The organism is Pseudomonas sp. GW823-FHT02C05 (assembly GCF_058797595.1).
Genome location: NZ_JBXAJU010000002.1, coordinates 89,574 through 109,930, shown reverse-complemented (window position 1 = coordinate 109,930; position 20,357 = coordinate 89,574). Strand labels below are relative to the sequence as shown.

The 20,357-nt window shown below is 61.7% G+C and carries 17 protein-coding genes, 1 other RNA gene and 1 pseudogene; 11 read left to right on the top strand and 8 right to left on the bottom strand.

From position 1 onward, the window contains the following. Positions 1 to 184 precede the first annotated feature (184 nt). Positions 185 to 1,858, top strand: coding sequence for a DNA repair protein RecN (gene recN, locus AC1RGE_RS11465; protein ID WP_011059186.1), 1,674 nt, complete (start codon positions 185 to 187; stop codon positions 1,856 to 1,858). 94 nt (positions 1,859 to 1,952) lie between these two features. Here recN and fur read toward each other — a convergent pair whose 3' ends face one another. After that, positions 1,953 to 2,357, bottom strand: a complete 405-nt coding sequence (gene fur, locus AC1RGE_RS11460; protein WP_011059185.1) for a ferric iron uptake transcriptional regulator — start codon at positions 2,355 to 2,357, stop codon at positions 1,953 to 1,955. 98 nt (positions 2,358 to 2,455) lie between these two features. Here fur and AC1RGE_RS11455 point away from each other — a divergent pair, with 98 nt between their 5' ends. Then, positions 2,456 to 2,983 carry an outer membrane protein assembly factor BamE gene (locus tag AC1RGE_RS11455; RefSeq protein ID WP_011059184.1) on the top strand — a complete coding sequence of 176 codons (528 nt, stop codon included), beginning with the start codon at positions 2,456 to 2,458 and terminating at the stop codon, positions 2,981 to 2,983. Between the two features lie 60 nt (positions 2,984 to 3,043). Here AC1RGE_RS11455 and AC1RGE_RS11450 read toward each other — a convergent pair whose 3' ends face one another. From AC1RGE_RS11450 to AC1RGE_RS11440, 3 genes are read right to left on the bottom strand one after another with little or no spacing between them, the layout of a single operon-like run. Further along, entirely contained in the window at positions 3,044 to 3,358 is a 315-nt protein-coding gene (locus AC1RGE_RS11450) for an RnfH family protein (protein ID WP_019096044.1), read from the bottom strand. Continuing rightward, positions 3,351 to 3,785 carry a type II toxin-antitoxin system RatA family toxin gene (locus tag AC1RGE_RS11445; protein ID WP_011059182.1) on the bottom strand — a complete coding sequence of 145 codons (435 nt, stop codon included), beginning with the start codon at positions 3,783 to 3,785 and terminating at the stop codon, positions 3,351 to 3,353. Before AC1RGE_RS11445 ends, AC1RGE_RS11450 begins: the two co-directional genes overlap by 8 nt. 7 nt (positions 3,786 to 3,792) lie before the next feature. Continuing rightward, positions 3,793 to 5,196 carry a sodium-dependent transporter gene (locus tag AC1RGE_RS11440; RefSeq protein ID WP_011059181.1) on the bottom strand — a complete coding sequence of 468 codons (1,404 nt, stop codon included), beginning with the start codon at positions 5,194 to 5,196 and terminating at the stop codon, positions 3,793 to 3,795. 117 nt (positions 5,197 to 5,313) lie between these two features. Here AC1RGE_RS11440 and smpB point away from each other — a divergent pair, with 117 nt between their 5' ends. Then, complete coding sequence (gene smpB / locus AC1RGE_RS11435) at positions 5,314 to 5,796, top strand: SsrA-binding protein SmpB (RefSeq protein ID WP_011059180.1); 483 nt, start codon at positions 5,314 to 5,316, stop codon at positions 5,794 to 5,796. 81 nt (positions 5,797 to 5,877) lie between these two features. On the opposite strand, the gene AC1RGE_RS11430 is transcribed toward smpB, so the two are convergent. Beyond that, the gene (locus AC1RGE_RS11430) at positions 5,878 to 6,645 is read right to left on the bottom strand and encodes an FCD domain-containing protein (RefSeq protein ID WP_011059179.1); all 768 of its coding nucleotides are present in this window, start codon (positions 6,643 to 6,645) and stop codon (positions 5,878 to 5,880) included. A gap of 261 nt (positions 6,646 to 6,906) precedes the next feature. On the opposite strand from AC1RGE_RS11430, the gene AC1RGE_RS11425 reads away from it, so the two are divergent. The 8 genes and pseudogenes from AC1RGE_RS11425 to AC1RGE_RS11390 all read left to right on the top strand — a co-directional run. Next, complete coding sequence (locus AC1RGE_RS11425) at positions 6,907 to 8,601, top strand: lactate permease LctP family transporter (protein WP_373940329.1); 1,695 nt, start codon at positions 6,907 to 6,909, stop codon at positions 8,599 to 8,601. A 151-nt stretch (positions 8,602 to 8,752) separates the two neighbouring features. Then, entirely contained in the window at positions 8,753 to 9,577 is an 825-nt protein-coding gene (locus tag AC1RGE_RS11420; protein WP_093404858.1) for a (Fe-S)-binding protein, read from the top strand. Next, positions 9,574 to 11,028: a LutB/LldF family L-lactate oxidation iron-sulfur protein gene (locus tag AC1RGE_RS11415; RefSeq protein ID WP_011059176.1), complete on the top strand. Its 1,455-nt coding sequence runs from the start codon at positions 9,574 to 9,576 to the stop codon at positions 11,026 to 11,028. Before AC1RGE_RS11420 ends, AC1RGE_RS11415 begins: the two co-directional genes overlap by 4 nt. Further along, positions 11,028 to 11,699, top strand: coding sequence for a LutC/YkgG family protein (locus tag AC1RGE_RS11410; RefSeq protein ID WP_492584322.1), 672 nt, complete (start codon positions 11,028 to 11,030; stop codon positions 11,697 to 11,699). Before AC1RGE_RS11415 ends, AC1RGE_RS11410 begins: the two co-directional genes overlap by 1 nt. Beyond that, complete coding sequence (locus AC1RGE_RS11405; protein WP_492584320.1) at positions 11,696 to 14,506, top strand: FAD-binding and (Fe-S)-binding domain-containing protein; 2,811 nt, start codon at positions 11,696 to 11,698, stop codon at positions 14,504 to 14,506. The genes AC1RGE_RS11410 and AC1RGE_RS11405 overlap by 4 nt, the downstream gene beginning before the upstream one ends. Positions 14,507 to 14,719: 213 nt before the next feature. After that, positions 14,720 to 15,007 (top strand): PA2433 domain-containing protein, encoded by a 288-nt coding sequence (locus AC1RGE_RS11400; RefSeq protein ID WP_492584318.1) that lies wholly within the window; start codon positions 14,720 to 14,722, stop codon positions 15,005 to 15,007. 88 nt (positions 15,008 to 15,095) lie between these two features. Next, positions 15,096 to 15,489, top strand: a transfer-messenger RNA (tmRNA) gene (ssrA, locus tag AC1RGE_RS11395). A gap of 35 nt (positions 15,490 to 15,524) precedes the next feature. After that, positions 15,525 to 15,896, top strand: a pseudogene (locus AC1RGE_RS11390) (integrase arm-type DNA-binding domain-containing protein); the annotation flags it as partial. 125 nt (positions 15,897 to 16,021) lie between these two features. Here the strand turns inward: AC1RGE_RS11390 and AC1RGE_RS11385 are convergent. Genes AC1RGE_RS11385 through AC1RGE_RS11375 form a run of 3 tightly spaced genes read right to left on the bottom strand, consistent with a single transcriptional unit; the run spans position 16,022 to position 20,291 of the window. After that, entirely contained in the window at positions 16,022 to 17,440 is a 1,419-nt protein-coding gene (locus AC1RGE_RS11385; protein ID WP_492584316.1) for an aldehyde dehydrogenase family protein, read from the bottom strand. Between the two features lie 14 nt (positions 17,441 to 17,454). Then, positions 17,455 to 18,780 carry an omega-aminotransferase AptA gene (aptA, locus tag AC1RGE_RS11380; protein ID WP_492584314.1) on the bottom strand — a complete coding sequence of 442 codons (1,326 nt, stop codon included), beginning with the start codon at positions 18,778 to 18,780 and terminating at the stop codon, positions 17,455 to 17,457. Next, on the bottom strand, positions 18,777 to 20,291 hold the full coding sequence (locus AC1RGE_RS11375) for a serine hydrolase domain-containing protein (RefSeq protein ID WP_492584616.1): 1,515 nt from the start codon (positions 20,289 to 20,291) through the stop codon (positions 18,777 to 18,779). The genes aptA and AC1RGE_RS11375 overlap by 4 nt, the downstream gene beginning before the upstream one ends. Between the last annotated feature and the right edge of the window lie 66 nt (positions 20,292 to 20,357).

Sequence of the window (20,357 nt, the reverse complement as noted above, 5' to 3'; positions counted from 1 at the left end):
TTTTCAAGGTTCAAGTCCGCAGCCACAGCAAAAGTCGTTCCGACCCGATAAATCCTGTATGTGGACATTACCGAGCGCACTAAAAAGCCAGAACGACCAAGCAAATCGAGCTAAGGGAAAGCATTGTCAGCCCGAAACAAAACACTGTATAAATAACCAGACATCTAGTTTGGGAGCGGCCTTAATGCTGGTGCACCTGTCCGTACACAATTACGCCATCGTCGAACACCTGGATCTGGAACTCGATCGCGGGATGAGCGTCATTACCGGCGAGACCGGTGCCGGCAAGTCGATCATGCTCGACGCGCTCGGCCTGACCCTGGGTGATCGTGCCGACAGCGGCGTGGTACGCCCCGGAGCCGACAAGGCCGATATCCTCGCCACCTTCGATCTGGCGGATATCCCCGAGGCCCACGCCTGGCTGGCCGAGCGTGACCTGGACACCGACGGCCCGTGCATCCTGCGTCGGGTCATCACGGCAGAAGGACGTTCCCGCGGCTATATCAACGGTACGCCCTGCCCGCTCGGAGACTTGAAAGCCCTGGGCGAACTGCTGATCGATATCCACAGCCAGCATGAACACCAGTCGCTGCTCAAGACCGATACCCATAGGCGCCTACTGGACGAGTACGCCGGCGCAACCGACCTGGCGCGCCAGGTGCAACTGGCTGCGCAGCGCTGGCGCCAGACCCGCCTGGAGCTGGAGCGCCTGTCCAACTCCGGCGACGAGCAGCGCGCTCGCCATCAACTGCTCAGCTACCAGCTCGAAGAACTGGAAAACCTGGGGCTCGGGGAAAATGAACTCGAACAGCTGGAGCAGGAGCACAAGAACCTGACCAATGCCGAAACCCTGCTGGGCATCTGCCGCCAGGTGGTGGAGCAATGCAGCGAAAGTGATTCAGGCAATGTCCTGAACGCCCTGACTGTCAGCCTCAACCGCCTGTCGAGCATCGGCAACTCCTCGGGCTCCCTGGGCGAGGCCACCAACCTGCTGGCCAGCGCGCAGATCCAGGTCGAAGAAGCCGTGGGCGAGTTGAATCGTTTCCTTGACCACTTCGACGCTGATCCGGCACGCCTGCAACAACTCGAAGAACGCCTCGACGCCATCTATACCCTGGCGCGCAAGCATCGCATCCAGCCCTTCGAACTCGCCGCCATGCAGCAAACCCTGCTGGATGAAATCGAGACTCTGGACGCCAATGACGAATCCATCGAACGGCTGGGCGAAGAGCTGCAATCCTTCGCTCGTCATTATCAGGAGAAAGCCCAGGAACTGAGCCAGTTGCGCCAGCAGGCCGCGACCAGCCTGGCCAGCGCAGTGGAGCAGGAAATCCAGCGCCTGGGCATGCCCGGAGGGCGCTTCACCATCGAGCTGCGCGCCAACAGCAGCGATGAACTGCTGCCCAACGGCCTGGAGCAGGTGGAACTGCTGGTCAGTGCCAACCCCGGGCAACCCCTCAAGGCCCTGGCGAAAGTCGCGTCCGGCGGTGAGCTGTCACGTATCAGCCTGGCGATCCAGGTCATCACCGCGCAGACCTCGCGGGTTCCCACATTGGTATTCGACGAAGTCGACGTGGGGATTGGCGGGCCGACAGCCGAGATCGTCGGCCAGCTGCTGCGCCGCCTCGGCGAGCGCGGCCAGGTATTGACCGTGACACACCTGCCGCAAGTCGCCGCCCAGGGGCATCAGCATCTGTTCGTGCACAAGGTGCGCGGCAGCGATGCCACTCATACCGCAGTATCCAAGCTGGGCAAGAATGAGAGGGTCGAGGAGGTGGCGCGGATGCTCGGCGGCATCGACCTGACCAAGGAGTCTCTGGCCCACGCCAAGAAAATGGTGGTGACCGCCAAGGCCTGAACCTTCAGCGCTTCTTTTATATAGGCACAAAACACGAAGGCGACCCTAGGGTCGCCTTCGATCGTTTCACGACGATAAACGCCGCGTGAGGGGCTTACTTCTTCTTGCGCACGTACAGCACAAGATTGTGATCCACCAACTCGAAACCGTGCTTTTCGACAATCGCCTTCTGAAGCTTTTCGATTTCTTCGTCGAAGAATTCGATCACTTCACCAGACTCCACGTTGACCATATGGTCGTGGTGACCGCCATCCGCCAGCTCGAATACAGCGTGACCGCCATCAAAATTATGGCGTACCACCAGTCCGGCTGCTTCGAATTGAGTCAGTACACGGTAAACCGTGGCCAGACCCACATCCTCACCAGCTTCCATCAGCGCCTTGTAGACATCCTCAGCGCTCATGTGCCGCTGCTCGGTGGAATCAAGCATTTGTAGAATTTTGACTCGTGGCAGAGTCACTTTGAGGCCGGCTTTACGTAGTTCGCTATTTTCAACCATGGTCAGCTTTCTCGCCGATGCTGCTTCGCAGCTTCTCTTAATGCGGGTATGATCGGGGTTTACGTTGTCCCAGCCAAGATAGTGGAAGTCGCCCACCGATGCAAAACACCAAGCTCTTGCTAACCAGTTTCACCTTCGTGGGACTGCTCGCACTCGCCGGTTGTTCATTCCCCGGGGTTTACAAAATCGACATCCAGCAGGGCAATGTCGTCACGCAGGACATGATAGACCAGTTGCGCCCCGGAATGACCCGACGGCAAGTACGGTTTATCATGGGCAACCCTCTGTTGACCGACACGTTCCATGCCGATCGCTGGGATTATCTCTACAGCCTGCAGCCTGGTGGTGGTGAACGCCAACAGGAACGCGTGAGCCTGATCTTCAACGGCAACGACCAACTGGTCAGCTTGGCCGGTGACTTCATGCCAGGCGTAAGCCGCGACGAAGCCCTGCTGGGCAAGGACAGCGCCAACACCGTGACAGCGCCTGCCGAGAACGTCGAGAAACCAAAAGCCGAGAAACCAGCCAAGCCTGGCTCGCTGCTCGACCAGATCCAGAAGGACGTGGATGGCGTGAAAACCGTGCCAGTTCCTACGCCTGAACCACTGGATACTTCGCCGGAATAATTTGTGGCGAAATAAAAAAGCCCGGGCATGCCCGGGCTTTTTATTGCCTGCCACCATCAATCACGATTCGCGCTTGCGTGCCTCGGCCGCTTTCGCCGCCCGCAGACGCCGAACCTCTTTCGGATCGGCCAGCAATGGGCGATAGACCTCAATCCGATCCCCCGCCTGAATCACATGCTGTTCAGGGTCACTGACCTGCTTGCCGAAGATCCCCACCGGACAAGCCGCCAGATCCAGTTCGGGAAATTGCTGCCCGATGGCTGAAGCCTGCAAGGCTGCACGCAGCGTCGACCCCTGGGGCACCTGCACTCTGATCAACGCCTGGCGATCGACAGCCGCGTAGGCCACCTCAATCGAAATCATCGGCTCAGCCATGCAACTGCTTGGCCCGCTGGCAGAAAGCGTCCACCAGGGTATTCGCCGCCTGGTTGAACAGCGGCCCCAAGGTCGCTCGAACCAAAGGCCCCGCATAATCGAAAGACAGATCAAGGCTGATCTTGCAGGCCTTCTCGCCCAGCGGCTTGAACACCCACACGCCATGCAACTGATTGAATGGCCCCTCCTCCAGATTCATCTCGATCGACTGCCCCGGTACCAGATTGTTGCAGGTAACGAAGCGCTGGCTCATGCCGCCCTTGGCCACCGCCAGGCTCGCGCGCATCCGCTCTTCGCTGCTTTCCAGCACCTCGGCCGACGAGCACCAGGGCAGAAACTCCGGGTACCGGGCCACGTCATTGACCAGGTCGTAAAGGAACTGCGCCGGATAGGGCAGAAGGGCCGAACGTTGAATATGGGTCGTCATGTGAGCTTCATTTCCACAACTGGGCGGCAAACACCACAAGAATGCCGACGGGCGCCACATAGCGCATCAAAAACAAGGCCAGAGCGAACAACAGCGGGCTACGTAACGACAGCTCATCACGAACTGCCTCACGGCCCATCACCCAACCTGCAAATACCACGAAGCACAAACCGCCAAGAGGCAACATGATCCGCGAGGTGAAAAAGTCGATCACACCAAAGAAGTCCAGACCGCCGGCCGCGCCCCATTGGTAGAGATGAAAAACGCCGCCTTCGTTCACGAAAAATTTGGCCTGTTGCCAGATGTTGAAAGAGAACACCGTTCCCAATCCCACAAACCAGCAACTGAATGCCAGCCAGAATGTCACCCAGCCGCGGCGGATTTTAGTCCTCTCGACGAGATAAGCCACCATCGGCTCCAACAAGGAAATGGCCGAACTCCAGGCAGCGATCGCCACCAGGATAAAGAACACTACGCCCATAAGCTGGCCGAACGCCACATTCCCGAAGGCAAACGGCAGGCTGATGAACATCAGCCCCGGCCCTTCGCTGGGGTTCAGCCCGGCGGCAAATACAATGGGGAACAGGGCCATCCCAGCCACCAGCGAAACGAAGGTATCCAGCAGCGCCACCCCGACCACGGTGCCGGCCAGGGACGAATGCTTGGGCATGTAGGCGCCGTAGATCATGATCGAGCCCACTCCCACGCTGAGGGAAAAGAACGCGTGCCCCATGGCTGGCAACAGCCCGTCGAGCAAACGCTCCAGGCTGAAGTCGAACATGAAGTGCAGGCCCTGCATGAAATGCCCGGTGGTCATGCTGTAGCCCAGCAGCACCAGCAACATCACGAACAGCAGTGGCATCATGACCCGCAGGCTGCGCTCAAGCCCGGCCACCACACCCTTGGCAATCACCAGCGCCGACAACAGCATGAACAGCGTGTGCCACAGGGTCAGGCGCCAGGGGTCGGCCGTCACCGCGGAAAAATAGGCGCCGACCTGATCCGCCGTGACACCCTGAAAATCGCCGCGCCCCATGTCGATGATGTAGTCCAGGGACCAACCACCCACCACGCTATAGAAGGAGAGGATCAGCAGCGCCGTGATCATTCCGGCAAAGGCGCCCCAGGACCACCTGGCCGAATGCCCGGCCTCCAGGGCCAGCACCTTCAGGGCATTCGCCGGGCTTTGCCGCGCGCGGCGGCCAATCAGGGTTTCCGCCAGCATCACCGGCAACCCGATCAGCGCAATACACGCCAGAAACACCAGGACAAAGGCACCACCACCATAGACGCCGACCATGTAGGGGAATTTCCAGATACTCCCCAGGCCCACGGCCGAACCAGTTGCAGCGAGTATAAAGACCCAGCGGCTTGCCCAGCCGCCGTGGACAGAGACCCTGTCTGTCGACATCGTTAACGCGCCCAACCGAAAAAAAAGAGGCCGCATTGTCCGGGATTCAATCAACCTGCTCAAGCACGCTGCGTCACCGTAGCCGACGCGCGCGCAACTCCCTATAATGCCGCCCCTATGGCTAAACAGAAGAAACACCCAACAGGGACCATCGCGCAAAATAAAAAGGCGCGTCACGATTACTTCATCGAACATCGGTTCGAGGCTGGCATGGTCCTGGCCGGCTGGGAAGTAAAGAGTCTGCGTGCAGGCAAGGCACAGCTGGTGGACAGTTATGTGCTGCTCAAGGATGGTGAAGCCTGGTTGCTCGGCAGCCACTTCACGCCATTGACCACCGCCAGCACCCACGTCATCGCCGACCCGACGCGCTCGCGCAAGCTGCTGCTCAACCAGCGAGAGCTGGAAAAGCTGTTTGCCGCCGTGCAGCAGAAGGGTTACGCCTGCGTGTGCCTTTCGCTCTACTGGAGCAAGCACCTGGTCAAGTGTGAAATCGCACTGGGCAAGGGCAAGAAGGAATACGACAAGCGTCATACCGAACGCGAGCGCGATTCCGATCGTGAGCTGCAGCGCGCGGTGCGGACCAAGGGCAAGGAAGACTGATCTTCCTGCCTTGAGGTCGTTTTCGCCGGCAAGCCGGCTCCTACAGAACCCAGGTAGGAGCCGACTTGCCGGCGATTTGCGTTACATGCCCTTGCGCCGCTCGGCCCGGGCCACTCGCTGTACTTCCTGACGCACTTCCTCGAGCACCTCCTGCACATAGAGAATGTGCCGGCTGGAGATTTCCCGCGCCTCTTCGGCCCGCCCTTCGATAATCGCCTGGTACAGGTCGCGGTGCTGGCTGATCAGCATGTCGCGGGTTTCCGTACGCTGCTTGTACATGCCGCCAATGTTGGTCACCACGTTGCGTTTGAGCAGGTCGAACAGCCCGCGAATGGTGTGCAGCAGCACGGCGTTGTGGCTGGCCTCGGCAATCGCCAGATGGAACTTGGCATCTGCCGCACCCTCCTCGATACGACTGACATCGTCGGAACGGGAATAACAATCCTGCAACTCCTCGAAGGCTTGAGTCAGTCGCTCACGATCCACTGCCGTCGCCCGCAGCGCCGCGTAATAGGCGCAGGACGCTTCCAGCGTATGCCGGAACTCCAGCAGGTCGCGCTGGGCATCGGTGTTGTTTTCCAGCAGGTGCAGCAGAGGATCGCTGAAGGTCGAGCCCAGGGATTCCACCACATAGTTGCCACCGCCCTGACGACTGATCAGCAACCCCTTGGCCGTCAATTTCTGGATCGCCTCGCGCAGTGAGGGCCGGGAGACACCAAACTGCTCGGCCAGGGCGCGCTCGGCGGGCAGCCGCTCGCCAGCCTTCAAGGTGCCTTCAAGAATCATCCCTTCCAGACGCTCGACGATATCGTCGGACAAACGGCGCTGGCGTATCTGATCAAACCCCATAACTCACTCTCCCCCCTCCCGACCCTTCGCCGGGGGGCTCTATTCTGGCCTATTCATGGCGCGCCAACACCTGTCAGAACACGGCCATTTGCACCGATCAGATGCCCGCGCCATAGCGCATTCGACAAAAGTTTTAGGGCGGCAAATTGACACACCGAGCACAAGGCTTTTACCCTAGCCAACAGCGATTGTAAATTGGTCTTACCAATTAACCAAGACGCTAGCAGTGCCTGACCAACAACAATTAGGGGCCACCCCATTATGCAAACCTGGCAACAGCTCTATAGCCCGCTTGGCAGCCTCGGCCTGTCCGCCCTCGCCGCCGTCATCCCGATCGTGTTCTTCTTCCTGGCTCTGGCCGTGTTCCGTCTCAAAGGACACGTCGCCGGGAGTATCACCCTGGCCTTGTCGATCCTGGTGGCGATCTTCGCCTTCCAGATGCCCGCCGACATGGCCCTCGCTGCCGCTGGCTATGGATTTGCCTACGGTCTGTGGCCCATCGCCTGGATCATTGTCGCCGCCGTTTTCCTCTACAAGCTGACCGTGAAGAGCGGCCAGTTCGAAATCATCCGCAGCTCGGTGCTGTCGATCACCGACGACCAGCGCCTGCAGGTGCTGCTGATCGGTTTCTGCTTCGGCGCCTTCCTCGAAGGTGCGGCAGGCTTCGGTGCGCCAGTGGCGATCACCGCCGCCCTGCTGGTGGGCCTGGGCTTCAACCCGCTGTACGCCGCCGGCCTGTGCCTGATCGCCAACACCGCGCCCGTGGCCTTCGGCGCCCTGGGGATTCCGATCATCGTCGCCGGCCAGGTGACGGGCATCGACGCCTTCAAGATCGGCGCCATGACCGGCCGCCAACTGCCGCTGCTGTCGCTGTTCGTGCCGTTCTGGCTGGTGTTCATGATGGACGGCATGCGCGGCGTCAAAGAGACCTGGCCGGCCGCTCTGGTGGCAGGCCTGAGCTTCGCCGTCACCCAGTACTTCACCTCGAACTTCATCGGTCCGGAACTGCCGGACATCACCTCGGCCCTGGCCAGCCTGATCTCCCTGACCCTGTTCCTGAAAATCTGGCAGCCCAAGCGCACCGCCGGCGCGCAGATTGCCGGTGCCACCTCCAGCGCGGCCATCACCGCCAGTGCCGGTGGCTTCGGCCAGCCACGCCAAACCCAGGCCTCACCCTACAGCCTGGGCCAGATCTTCAAGGCCTGGTCGCCGTTCCTGATCCTCACCGTGCTGGTGACCATCTGGACCCTCAAGCCCTTCAAGGCGATGTTCGCTGCCGGCGGCTCGATGTACGGCTGGGTGTTCAACTTCGCCATCCCGCACCTGGATCAGCTGGTGATCAAGATGGCACCGATCGTGACCACGCCAACGGCCATCCCGGCGGTGTTCAAGCTCGACCCGATCTCGGCCACCGGCACGGCGATCTTCTTCTCCGCGCTGATCTCCATGGTGGTACTGAAGATCGACTTCAAAACTGGTCTGACCACTTTGAAAGAGACCTTCTACGAGCTGCGCTGGCCGATCCTGTCCATCGGCATGGTGCTGGCGTTCGCCTTCGTCACCAACTACTCGGGCATGTCTTCGACCATGGCCCTGGTCCTGGCAGCGACTGGCGCGGCGTTCCCGTTCTTCTCGCCGTTCCTGGGCTGGCTCGGGGTGTTCCTCACCGGCTCCGATACCTCGTCCAACGCCCTGTTCAGCTCGCTGCAGGCCACCACCGCGCACCAGATCGGGGTCAATGACACCCTGCTGGTCGCGGCCAACACCAGCGGCGGCGTAACCGGCAAGATGATCTCGCCGCAATCGATCGCCGTGGCCTGCGCCGCCACCGGCCTGGTGGGCAAGGAGTCGGACCTGTTCCGCTTCACCCTCAAGCACAGTCTGTTCTTTGCCACTATTGTCGGTCTGATCACCCTGGCCCAGGCCTACTGGTTCACCGGCATGCTGGTGCACTAAGCAACACCTGCGACACCGATGGAACCGACGCCGCCCTCACCCGCGGCGTCAGTCATTCACCACCCGGTCTGCAAGGCTGCTGAAAGCTTGCTGGTTTATCTTTCAGCCGCCGCAACGGACGAATAACCGGGACCACCCGGAGACACGCCTGATGAGCGAGCTTTTCTACAACGCCGTGCCCAATGCGACCCGTGTCGCACCGCCGCTGGCCGAACCCCGGCAGTACCCTAGTGCGAAGCCGGCGCGGGTCTACCTGTTCGGCACCTGCGTGGTCGACCTGTTCTATCCCGAAGCCGGGATGGACGCGATTCACCTGCTGGAGCGCGAAGGCATTCGCGTGGATTACCCGCAAGGGCAAAGCTGCTGCGGACAACCGGCCTACACCTCGGGTTACACCGAGCAGGCGCGCACCGTGGCCCGCTCGCAACTGGCGCTGTTTGCCGGCGACTATCCGGTGGTGGTGCCGTCGGGTTCCTGCGCAGGCATGTTGCGCGAGCATTACGCGGACTTGTTCAAGGACGAGCCCGAAACGCTGAAACAGGTGCAGGCCCTGGCTGCCCGCACCTTTGAACTGGCCGAGTTCCTCCTGCACGTGTGCAAGGTGCAGCTCAAGGACAGCGGCGCACCGGTCAAGGTGGCGCTGCACACCTCCTGCTCGGCACGCCGGGAAATGAACACCCACCTGCACGGCCGTGAGTTGCTGTCACAGCTGAGCAACGTGGAACGGGTAGAACACAGCCACGAAAGCGAATGCTGTGGCTTTGGCGGGACTTTCAGCGTCCGAATGCCGGACATCTCCGGCGCCATGGTCGCGGACAAGACCCGGGCGCTGAAGGAATCCGGCGCCCACCAGGTACTGAGTGCCGACTGCGGCTGCCTGATGAACATCAACGGCGCGCTGGAGAAACAACAAGAGGCATTGCGCGGCCAGCACCTGGCGAGCTTCCTCTGGCAACGTACTGGAGGTGCGCAATGAGCACCCCAGAGCTGATTCCGACCACCAACGTGGCGGACGATTTTCGCACCCGGGCCCACCAGGCCCTAGGTGACCAACAACTGCGAAACAACTTTCGCAGTGCCATGGATTCACTCATGGCCAAGCGTGCGGCTTCGTTCAGCGATGCCCACGAAAGAGAACACCTGCGCGCCCTGGGCAATGCGATTCGCGCCCGGGCGTTATCCAAGCTGCCCGACCTGCTCGAGCGGCTGGAACAGAACCTGACCCGCAACGGTGTGACAGTGCACTGGGCGGAAACGGTGGACGAAGCCAATGGCATCGTCCTCTCGATCATCCGCGCTCACGAGGCGCGGCAAGTGATCAAGGGCAAATCGATGGTCAGCGAAGAGATGGAAATGAACCATGTCCTCGCTGAACAAGGCATTGAATGCCTTGAGTCGGACATGGGCGAGTTCATCGTCCAGCTCGACCACGAGAAGCCTTCACACATCATTATGCCGGCGATCCACAAGAATGCCGGTCAGGTCGCGTCCTTGTTCCACGACAAACTCGGCGTGGAGTACACCAAGGACGTTGACCAACTCATTCAGATCGGTCGCAAGGTCTTGCGGCAGAAATTCTTCGAAGCGGATATCGGCGTCTCCGGCGTCAACTTCGCCGTGGCCGAGACCGGCACCCTGCTGCTGGTGGAAAACGAAGGCAACGGCCGCATGTCCACCACCGTGCCGCCAGTGCACATCGCCGTCACCGGGATCGAGAAAGTCGTCGAGAACCTGCGGGACGTGGTTCCCCTGCTGTCGCTGCTGACCCGCTCGGCCCTGGGCCAGCCCATCACTACCTACGTCAACATGATCTCCGGCCCGCGCAAAGAGCATGAGCTGGACGGCCCCCAGGAAGTGCACTTGGTGCTGCTGGACAACGGCCGCAGCCAGGCGTTTGCCGACAGCGAACTGCGCCAGACCCTGAACTGCATCCGCTGCGGCGCCTGCATGAACCACTGCCCGGTCTACACCCGGGTCGGCGGCCACACTTATGGCGAGGTCTACCCGGGGCCGATCGGCAAGATCATCACCCCGCACATGGTCGGTCTGGCCAAGGTGCCGGATCACCCCAGCGCCTCGTCACTGTGCGGCGCCTGTGGCGAGGTCTGCCCGGTGAAGATCCCGATCCCGGCGCTGCTGCGCCGACTGCGGGAAGAAAACGTCAAGGCCCCGGACAGCCCACATCAAGTGATGCGCGGCCAGGGCAGCAAGTACTCGCGCAAGGAACGTTTCATCTGGAACGCCTGGGCCCGCCTCAATAGCTCGCCGACCCTGTATCGCCTGTTCACCCTGGCCGCCACCCGCCTGCGCGCCCTCACCCCGAGCAAGGTCGGCCCTTGGACGCAGAACCACAGTGCGCCAAAACCCGCTGCCCGGTCGCTGCATGATCTGGCCCGTGAGCACCTGGACAAGCAGGGAGACCGCTGATGAGCGCGAAACACAACATCCTCGCCAAGCTGCGCAACAGCCTGACCGGCACCACGCCGATTGTGGATAACTTCGACGAGGCGCTGGTCACCGAGCCTTACACCTACAGCGCGGAACAACGCATCCCGCAACTGCGCAAACAGATGGAAGCGGTGCACACCGAAATCCACCTGAGCACCGCCGCCGACTGGCCGGAGCTGCTGGCCCGCCTGCTGCAGGAACGCCAGTTGCCCAGCCTGCTGATCGCCCCGAGCACGCCCCACGGCCAGCGGGTCACCCAGTACTGGGCCGAGCAGCCGCAACTGCCGGCGCTCAAGGCCTACGACCGCCCGGTGGAAGAATGGAAAGCCGAGCTGTTCAACGACACCCCGGCCAGCCTCACTACCACCCTGGGCGCCATCGCCGCCACCGGCAGCCTGATCCTCTGGCCGACCCGAGAAGAGCCGCGGCTGATGAGCCTGGTGCCGCCGGTGCATTTCGCCCTGCTCAAGGCCAGCGAGATCCGCGACAACTTCTATCAGGTGCAGCAACAGATGAACTGGGCCGCCGGCATGCCGACCAACGCGCTGCTGGTGTCCGGCCCATCGAAGACCGCTGATATCGAGCAAGTCCTGGCCTACGGCGCCCACGGCCCGAAAGACCTGGTGGTGCTGATCCTGGAGGACCAATGAGCCTACCGGCCGCTTTTCTGCGTGATGCACAGCAACTGATCCCCCAGGAGCGGCGCTTCGACGACCCGCTCTCGACCTTGGCCTTCGGCACCGACGCCAGCTTCTACCGACTGATCCCCAAACTGGTGATCCGCGTCGAATCCGAAGACGAAGTGGTGGCCCTGCTCCAGCTGGCCCAGCGCGACCGGGTGCCGGTGACCTTCCGCGCGGCGGGCACCAGCCTTTCCGGGCAAGCCATCAGCGACTCGGTGCTGATCGTTCTTGGGGATAACTGGAACGGCAAGGAGATTCGCCATCAGGGTACGCAGATTCGTCTGCAGCCTGGTGTGATCGGCGCCCAGGCCAATGCCTGGCTGGCACCTTTCGGGCGCAAGATCGGCCCCGATCCGGCCTCGATCAACGCCTGCAAGATCGGTGGCATCGTCGCCAACAACGCCAGCGGCATGTGCTGCGGCACCGCGCAGAACACCTACCACACCCTGGCCGGCATCCGCCTGGTACTGGCCGATGGCACGCGTCTGGATACCGAGGATGAGGCCAGCATCGCCGCCTTCCGCGCCAGCCATGGTCCGTTGCTGGAGCGCCTGGCCGAACTGGGCCGCAGCACCCGTGCCAACAGTGAACTGGCCGCGAAGATCCGGCACAAATACCGGCTGAAAAACACCACCGGCCTGTCCCTCAATGCCCTGGTGGATTTCGACGAGCCGCTGGACATCCTCAGCCACCTGCTGGTGGGCTCCGAGGGCACCCTGGGCTTTATCAGCGCGGTGACCTACGACACGGTGATCGACCACCCGAACAAGGCGTCGGCGCTGATCGTCTTTCCCGATGTGGAAACCTGCTGCAACGCGGTGACCGTGCTCAAGAGCCAGCCGGTGTCGGCGGTGGAACTGCTGGACCGCCGCAGCCTGCGCTCGGTGCAGGACAAGCCCGGCATGCCGGCCTTCGTCCAGCAACTCTCGGCCAACGCTTGCGCGCTGCTGATCGAATCCCGCGCCGCGTCCTCATCACTGCTGCACGAGCAACTGGCGCAGATCATGAATTCCCTGGCCACCTTCCCGGTGGAAAAACAGGTGGACTTCACTGAAGACCCGCAGGAAAACGCCAAGCTCTGGGCGATTCGCAAGGACACCTTCCCGGCGGTGGGCGCGGTGCGCAAGACCGGCACCACGGTGATCATCGAAGACGTGACCTTCCCCGTGGAACAGCTGGCCATCGGTGTCAACCGCCTGATCGAGCTGTTCGACAAGCACCACTACGACGAAGCGATCCTGTTCGGCCACGCCCTGGAGGGCAACCTGCACTTCGTCTTCACTCAGGGCTTCAACAGCAGCGAGGAAGTGAACCGCTACCAGGCGTTCATGGACGACGTGGCGCAACTGGTGGCGGTGGAATTCGGCGGTTCGCTGAAGGCCGAGCACGGCACCGGGCGCAACATGGCACCCTTCGTCGAGCTGGAATGGGGCAGCGATGCCTACCAGCTGATGTGGCAACTCAAGCGCCTGCTGGACCCCAACAACATCCTCAACCCGGACGTGGTGCTCAGCGAAGACCCGCAGATCCACCTCAAGCACCTCAAGCCACTGCCGGCGGCCGACGAGATTGTGGATAAGTGCATCGAGTGCGGCTTCTGCGAGCCGGTGTGCCCGTCCAAGGGGCTGACCCTGAGCCCGCGCCAGCGCATCGTCATCTGGCGTGATATCCAGGCACGCAAACGGGCCGGCATCGACACCACGGAACTGGAAGCGGCCTATCAGTACCAGGGCATCGACACCTGCGCCGCCACCGGGCTGTGCGCCCAGCGCTGCCCAGTGGGCATCAACACCGGCGAGCTGGTGAAGAAACTGCGCAGTGAACACGCCACCCATAACGGCACCGCCGACTGGCTCGGCTCACACTTCGCCACCACCTTGCAGGGCGCCCGCTTCACCCTGCACGTGGCCAACGGTGCGCGCATGCTCTTGGGCGCGCCGCGCCTGAGCAAGCTGTCGGCGAGCCTGACACGCCTGTCCAAAGGCCAGGTGCCGCAGTGGAGCAGCGCCATGCCACAGCCGGAAAAGGCCATTCGCTTCAGCCCGAGCGTCAGCGACGCGCGTCCGCGGGTGGTGTACCTGGCAGCCTGTGTGTCCCGGGTCATGGGGCCAGCGGCGGGCGACAAGGAGCAAAGCTCGCTCTACGAGAAAACCCGCGGTCTGCTGGAAAAGGCCGGTTATCAAGTAGTGCTGCCGGACAACCTGGACAACCTGTGCTGCGGCCAGCCGTTCGCGTCCAAGGGCTACGCCACCCAGGCCGAGGACAAGCGCCAGGAACTGATCGGCGCCCTGCTCCACGCCAGCCGGGGCGGCCTCGACCCGATCTACTGCGACACCAGCCCTTGCACCCTGCGCCTGGTGCAGGACCTGGGGGACGTGCGCCTGGACCTCTACGACCCGGTGCGCTTCATCCGCACCCACCTGCTGGAACGCCTGGAGTTCACGCCGCAGGAAGCGCCGATCGCGGTGCACGTCACCTGCAGCACCCAGCACCTGGGCGAGAGCCAGGCCTTGATCGACCTGGCCCGGCGTTGCAGCAACAACGTGGTGATCCCCGAAGGCATCCATTGCTGTGGTTTCGCCGGCGACAAGGGTTTCACCACCCCGGAACTCAACGCCCACTCCCTGCGCAGCCTCAAGGACGCGGTGCAGTATTGCAGCGAAGGCATCTCCACCAGCCGCACCTGTGAAATCGGCCTCAGCCAGCATGGCGGGATCGACTATCACGGGCTGGTCTACCTGGTGGATCGGGTGACCCGGGCCAAGACGGCCTGACCTCAGGGGCGGAACAACAAGGGGCGATTTCGCCCCTTTTTTGTGCCTGCTTAAATGCGATAACAACTGCTACGTTTCATCGCAAAAAAAAACCGAACCCCAGCACCCGGCCAGGGTCCATTTTCTAGGCCCGCCCCCAAAGGGCTTGGCCCCACTCGGCCGCCTGTCCTGTTGACCGGCAACACCGAGCCCCCCGCGATCAAGGAGATAACCATGAAGCGTTCCGCAATGGCTGGACTGTTCATTACCGCCGCGATTCTGGCCTCACCGGTGTTTGCCGCCGGGCAAGAGGACCTGTGCCAGATCAACCTGCAAAAGATCCGCGATGCCAAGGTCAGCACCGAAGCCATGAGCTCGGACCTGAGCAGCGACATTGACGCCACGGTGCAGCAAGCCACCGCCGAACAGGCCAAGGGCACCGAGCAAGGCACCAAGAACTGCATCTCCCTGACCACCCAAGCGATCCAGAAATTGCAGAACAACACCAAGGGCGATCAGTAGGCCGATGCATTGGGCCAACCTTCGGGTTGGCCTTCTGGCCTCGGTTAGCGTAGAATCTGTCCACCTGTTGGTTATGCACAACAGGTTCGGGGCCGTTTAGGATTCGACGCCGGTTGCGAAACTTTAGGTGCATGCCGAGTTGGTAACAGAACTCGTAAATCCACTGTTGCAACTTCCTATAGTTGCCAATGACGAAACCTACGGGGATTACGCTCTCGCTGCGTAAGCAGCCTTAGCCCTTCCCCCCTGGTACCTTCGGGTCCAGCAATCATCAGGGGATGTCTGTAAACCCAAAATGATTGTCATATAGAACAGAATCGCCGTGCAGTACGTTGTGGACGAAGCGGCTAAAACTTACACAACTCGCCCAAAGCACCCTGCCCGTCGGGTCGCTGAGGGTTAACTCAATAGACACGGCTAAGCATGTAGTACCGACAGCGGAGTACTGGCGGACGGGGGTTCAAATCCCCCCGGCTCCACCAAATAATCAATCAAAGACGTCCACGGACGTCTTTTTTTGTGCCTGAAAAGCGCAACCCGCCTCTCCGATCGCCAGCTCAAGGTCGTCAAGGCAACAGGTAAAGACGTCGGCCTCAGCGACAGCAATGGCTTGCAGCTTCGAGTACGCGCCAGCGGCTTGATGATGTGGAATTTCAATCACCGCGAGCCGTTGATCGACGTCGTATCAACATGGCGCTCGATCCAACCTCGAACGCTCGCCAGCCAACGCTCGGAAGAAAGCCGCAGAGGCGCGTGAGGTGCTCGCTTTGGGAGTTGATTCCAAGCCCCGGCGAGATGAGGTTAGGCACGTCAAACTTGCTGAGAGTGAACACACAGGGTCGAAAACGTGGCTAAGGCCTGGTTCGAGCTGAAGAAAGACGCCATGACCAATTGGCGGATTCCAGGCCGAGAACAAAACCTACGGCTTTGCCGCCTTGTTCACCTGTGAACACCAACCAGCGCGCAAAGGGGACATTGATTTATCTGTCGCCCCGTGGCGCGCCTCTGAAGCCGTTAATACCCAAACAGCGACTTGCTCTCCAGGTACTCTTCAAACCCCAACTCCCCCCACTCACGCCCATTACCCGACTGCTTATAGCCGCCAAACGGCGCAGCCTGATCAGCCCGGGCGCCATTGAGGTGGACCATGCCAGTACGCAATTGCCGCGCAACCCCGCGGCTGCGTTCGAGGCTGGTCGAGGTGACGTAACCTGACAAGCCATAAGGGCTGTCGTTGGCGATAGCTATCGCCTCGGCTTCGCTGTCATACGGCATGATCGCCAGGACCGGACCGAAGATCTCTTTGCGCGCTATGAGCATGTCCGGGGTGACGTCGGCAAATACCGTAGGTTGCACGTAGTAGCCGCGCTCAATCCCTTGTGGCCGCCCAAGCCCTCCGGCGATCAAGCGCGAACCCTCGGCGATTGCCCGGGCGATCATCGTCTGAACCCGTTCGAATTGCAGGGCATTGGCCACGGGACCGATGGCGCAGGTCGGGTTACTGTCGTCAAAGCACACCTGCGCCAGCACTTCCCGGACGATATCAATCACCGCCAGTTGCTGCTCGCGCGGTACTAGCAGGCGTGTCGGCGCATTGCACGACTGGCCACTGTTGCGGATGCAGGCCTGCACCCCGTGGCGCACCGCGCTGGGCAGGCAGGCGTCGTCGAGCAGGATATTCGCGGATTTACCGCCCAGTTCCTGGGACACACGCTTCACTGTATCGGCTGCCGCCTTCGCCACTGCGATGCCGGCACGGGTCGAGCCGGTAAACGACACCATATCCACTTCGGCATGGCTGGCCAGCGCAGCCCCAACAACCGGCCCATTACCGTTGACCAGGTTGAACACCCCCTTCGGCACCCCGGCCTCATGCAGGATCTGCGCGACGATATGCGCCGACAACGGCGCACACTCACTGGGCTTGAGTACGACGGTGCAGCCCACCGCCAGGGCAGGTGCGAGCTTGCAGGTGAGTTGATTGAGTGGCCAGTTCCACGGGGTGATCAGCGCGCACACGCCGATAGGCTCACGCACCACCAGCGTCTGGCCCAGGCGCCGTTCGAAGCGGTACTCGCGCAGCACTTGCAGCGCCTGCGTCAGATGGCCCAGGCCGGCCGGGACATGAGCGCTTCGGGCCAGGGACAGTGGCGCCCCCATCTCCAGATGAACCGCCTCGATCAACGCCTCGCTGTGGCGTTTGTAGGCTTCGATGATGCGCTGCAACAAGTCGACACGTGCCTCGAGCGAACTCGCAGAGAACGCCGGGAAAGCTCGCCGGGCCGCGCCGAGCGCACGGTCGACATCATGAATGTCGCCCAGAATGATGCGCGCGATTTCCTGCTCGGTGGACGGATTGACCACTGTCTCGACAGTTTCACCGTGGGGTTTGACCCAGGCGCCGTCAATGTAGAACTCAAACAAATCGGACATACCCTCGACTCCCTTCAGGCCACCTGGCTCAAGGCTTGCGCCAAGGTGTCGAACACCTGGGCGATCTCCTGCTGGCTGATCAGCAACGGCGGTGAAATCACGATGGTATCGCCCGAACCACGCACCAGTACCCCGTGCTCAAAGCACCACTGCGCCACTTCACTGCCACGCGCGCCGGCAGCGCCAGGGCGCGGTTCGAGCTCGACGGCACACAGCAAACCGATGGTGCGTACGTCCAACACCGGCCCCACACCCCGCAGTGCCAGCGCGGCCGACTGCCAGGGCCCGCTGACCACCTTGACGTGTTGATTGATGTTCAGTTCGCGATGCACCTCGATGGTCGCCAACCCGGCCGCACACGCCAAGGGATGTGCCGAATAGGTATAGCCGTGCATCAGTTCGATGACGTTCGCCGGCCCGGCCATGAACGCTTCGTAGACCGCACCGCTGACCAGAACGCCGCCCATGGGCACGGCGCCGTTGGTCAGGCCTTTGGCGGTGGTGATCAGGTCTGGCGTTACACCGAACGCCTGGGCGGCGAAGCTTTCGCCCACGCGGCCAAATCCTGTGATCACTTCATCGAAAATCAGCAGCACACCGTGCCGGGTACAGATCTCGCGCAAGCGTTGCAGGTAACCATGGGGCGGCGGGTACACCCCGCCGGAGCCTGTCACCGGCTCCACGATCACCGCCGCCACAGTGCTCGGATCCTGAATGTCCAGCAATTGTGTCAGCGCTTCGGCGTACGGTGCCCCCTGCTGCGGTTGCCCGGCGCTGAAACGCATACCCGCATCGTAAGGCAGCGGCAGGTGTGACACCTCGCCCAACAGCGGACCGAAGTCACGCTTCTGCCGGCCGATACCCGACACCGACAGCCCACCGAACCCCATGCCGTGATAGCCCTTGGCACGCCCGATAAACTTGGTACGGCGGCTATCACCGCGGGCCTGGTGATACGCCCGGGCAATCTTCAACGCGGTGTCGACGGCCTCGGAACCTGAGTTGGTAAAAAACACCTGTTCCATACCGACCGGGCTGATGTCGATCAGGCGCTCGGCCATCTCCAGGGCATGGGGATGACTCATCTTGAATGACGAGACAAAGTCCAGGCGCCCCGCCGCCTCGCGAATGGCCTCGACGATTTTCGGCTGGCCATGCCCGGCATTGACGCACCAGAGGCCCGCCATTGCATCGAGTACACGACGCCCATCGGTGGTGGTGTAGTACATGCCGTCAGCACTGGCGAACATCATCGGTTGCTGCTGAAACTGGCGCATCGGGGTAAACGGCGCCCAGAACGCGCCACACTCGGAACCTGTCGGGTTGGAAATATCGTTCATAGCGACTCCTGCAAAACTGTTCTTCGGTGGCCCGTCAGCGTCGGGCGCTGCAACGGGCCTGCGTTAACGTTGACGCTGCGGTCCACGTACAACATGCCGCGTTCAATACGGCAGCTGACACGGTCACAAAACGCCATCTCGACAAACTGCCAGGTCATGCTTAATACCCCGTCGCCGGTCCAGCGCGCCTGTGCCACCACCGGAGTGAGTTCCGGCTGGTATTGGTGATGCAGATAATGGCCGGTCATGCTGGTCCGGCTTTCGATGCCGTCGGCCAGCCCGGCGCGAATGCAGTGTGTGCCACGGGGGTCGGTGAGGTAGAAGTCGCAATGGTCAGCGCCAAGCTCCAAGCGTATTTCGCTGACTTGATCGTCGTTGGCCTCCATCACAAACGTGCCGTTGAACTCGGCGTGACGCGGCGAGGTAGACGCCCCTGGCAGGGGCGGCAACCGCTGGCTTGCCAACAGCGCCGCCAACTCGGCGTCCGCCGTGCCGTCGACGGGCCCATCCAGCGCGGGCAAAAGATGTTCCCAAAGCAGGCTGTGCAAGCGTCGCTCGCCCAAGGGTAGCCCGGCGGTAAACGCAATCACCGCGTTATGGCGTGGCAAGACGATGCATTGCTGGCCGAATACCCCGGAGGCGTAGTAGCCACCGTGCAGGGTCATCCACCACTGGTAGCCGTAGCCTTCACGGCGCGTGATACCTGCATCGCTCGAGTCGCGGCCCTGGTAGCGCTTGCCGTCGAAGGCCCCCATCCAAACATCATCGACATGCCCACGGGTGGCTTCGGCCACCCACTCCCGGGACAGCAACTGCTGTCCTTCCCAGTTGCCTTGCTGCAAATGCAGCACACCGAACTTGAGCAAGTCCTCGGTGCTGCAACTCAGGCCATTGCCGCCAGTGTTGAAGCCGTCAGGTGCAAGGTCCCATTCGATGGTCCCCATGGCCATGGGTTGGAAAATACGTGTATTGCACAACTCAAAGGCCGTCTGGCCACTGACCACGCTGACAATCGCCGAGAGCATGAAACTCGAGGCACTGCTGTAGATAAACTGCTGCCCTGGTGGGTCTTCAACCGGTTCACTGAGGAACAGCTTGACCCAGCTCTCACCGCGCCCACGCCAGGCGCCGCCGGAAATGCCCTGGCGATGGCCGGTGCGCATGGTCAGCAAATCGCCCACGGTCATGGCTGCCAGATTGGCGCTGATGGATGACGGGCAATCTGCGGCAAAAAAATCCACCACCTTGGCATCCAGCGTCAGCACGCCGTCATCCACCAACAGCCCGATGGCCATGGATACCCAGCTTTTGGTGACCGAATGCTGAACATGCAAGCGCTCGGCGCGATAAGGCGCCCAAAACGCTTCGGCCACCACCGCACCGTCGCGGTACAGCATGAAACTGTGCAGCTCCAGGCCTGCAGCGTTCACCGCCCCAATGAAATCACTCACGCCACGCGCCGATACGCGTTGTTGGCTGGGCAGTGCCCGTCGCAACGGCAAACTCGTCATCTGATCTATCCCCTCATTTTCACTGCCTTGGCGTGCAACAGGCTGACCCTGTTGCACGCCGTTACT

What these genes read in the sequence shown, in the direction of transcription:
- recN (WP_011059186.1), top strand. Translation starts at nt 185, where the DNA reads ATGCTGGTGCACCTGTCCGTACACAATTACGCCATCGTCGAACACCTG.
- fur (WP_011059185.1), bottom strand. Translation starts at nt 2,357, where the DNA reads ATGGTTGAAAATAGCGAACTACGTAAAGCCGGCCTCAAAGTGACTCTG.
- AC1RGE_RS11455 (WP_011059184.1), top strand. Translation starts at nt 2,456, where the DNA reads ATGCAAAACACCAAGCTCTTGCTAACCAGTTTCACCTTCGTGGGACTG.
- AC1RGE_RS11450 (WP_019096044.1), bottom strand. Translation starts at nt 3,358, where the DNA reads ATGGCTGAGCCGATGATTTCGATTGAGGTGGCCTACGCGGCTGTCGAT.
- AC1RGE_RS11445 (WP_011059182.1), bottom strand. Translation starts at nt 3,785, where the DNA reads ATGACGACCCATATTCAACGTTCGGCCCTTCTGCCCTATCCGGCGCAG.
- AC1RGE_RS11440 (WP_011059181.1), bottom strand. Translation starts at nt 5,196, where the DNA reads ATGTCGACAGACAGGGTCTCTGTCCACGGCGGCTGGGCAAGCCGCTGG.
- smpB (WP_011059180.1), top strand. Translation starts at nt 5,314, where the DNA reads ATGGCTAAACAGAAGAAACACCCAACAGGGACCATCGCGCAAAATAAA.
- AC1RGE_RS11430 (WP_011059179.1), bottom strand. Translation starts at nt 6,645, where the DNA reads ATGGGGTTTGATCAGATACGCCAGCGCCGTTTGTCCGACGATATCGTC.
- AC1RGE_RS11425 (WP_373940329.1), top strand. Translation starts at nt 6,907, where the DNA reads ATGCAAACCTGGCAACAGCTCTATAGCCCGCTTGGCAGCCTCGGCCTG.
- AC1RGE_RS11420 (WP_093404858.1), top strand. Translation starts at nt 8,753, where the DNA reads ATGAGCGAGCTTTTCTACAACGCCGTGCCCAATGCGACCCGTGTCGCA.
- AC1RGE_RS11415 (WP_011059176.1), top strand. Translation starts at nt 9,574, where the DNA reads ATGAGCACCCCAGAGCTGATTCCGACCACCAACGTGGCGGACGATTTT.
- AC1RGE_RS11410 (WP_492584322.1), top strand. Translation starts at nt 11,028, where the DNA reads ATGAGCGCGAAACACAACATCCTCGCCAAGCTGCGCAACAGCCTGACC.
- AC1RGE_RS11405 (WP_492584320.1), top strand. Translation starts at nt 11,696, where the DNA reads ATGAGCCTACCGGCCGCTTTTCTGCGTGATGCACAGCAACTGATCCCC.
- AC1RGE_RS11400 (WP_492584318.1), top strand. Translation starts at nt 14,720, where the DNA reads ATGAAGCGTTCCGCAATGGCTGGACTGTTCATTACCGCCGCGATTCTG.
- AC1RGE_RS11385 (WP_492584316.1), bottom strand. Translation starts at nt 17,440, where the DNA reads ATGTCCGATTTGTTTGAGTTCTACATTGACGGCGCCTGGGTCAAACCC.
- aptA (WP_492584314.1), bottom strand. Translation starts at nt 18,780, where the DNA reads ATGAACGATATTTCCAACCCGACAGGTTCCGAGTGTGGCGCGTTCTGG.
- AC1RGE_RS11375 (WP_492584616.1), bottom strand. Translation starts at nt 20,291, where the DNA reads ATGACGAGTTTGCCGTTGCGACGGGCACTGCCCAGCCAACAACGCGTA.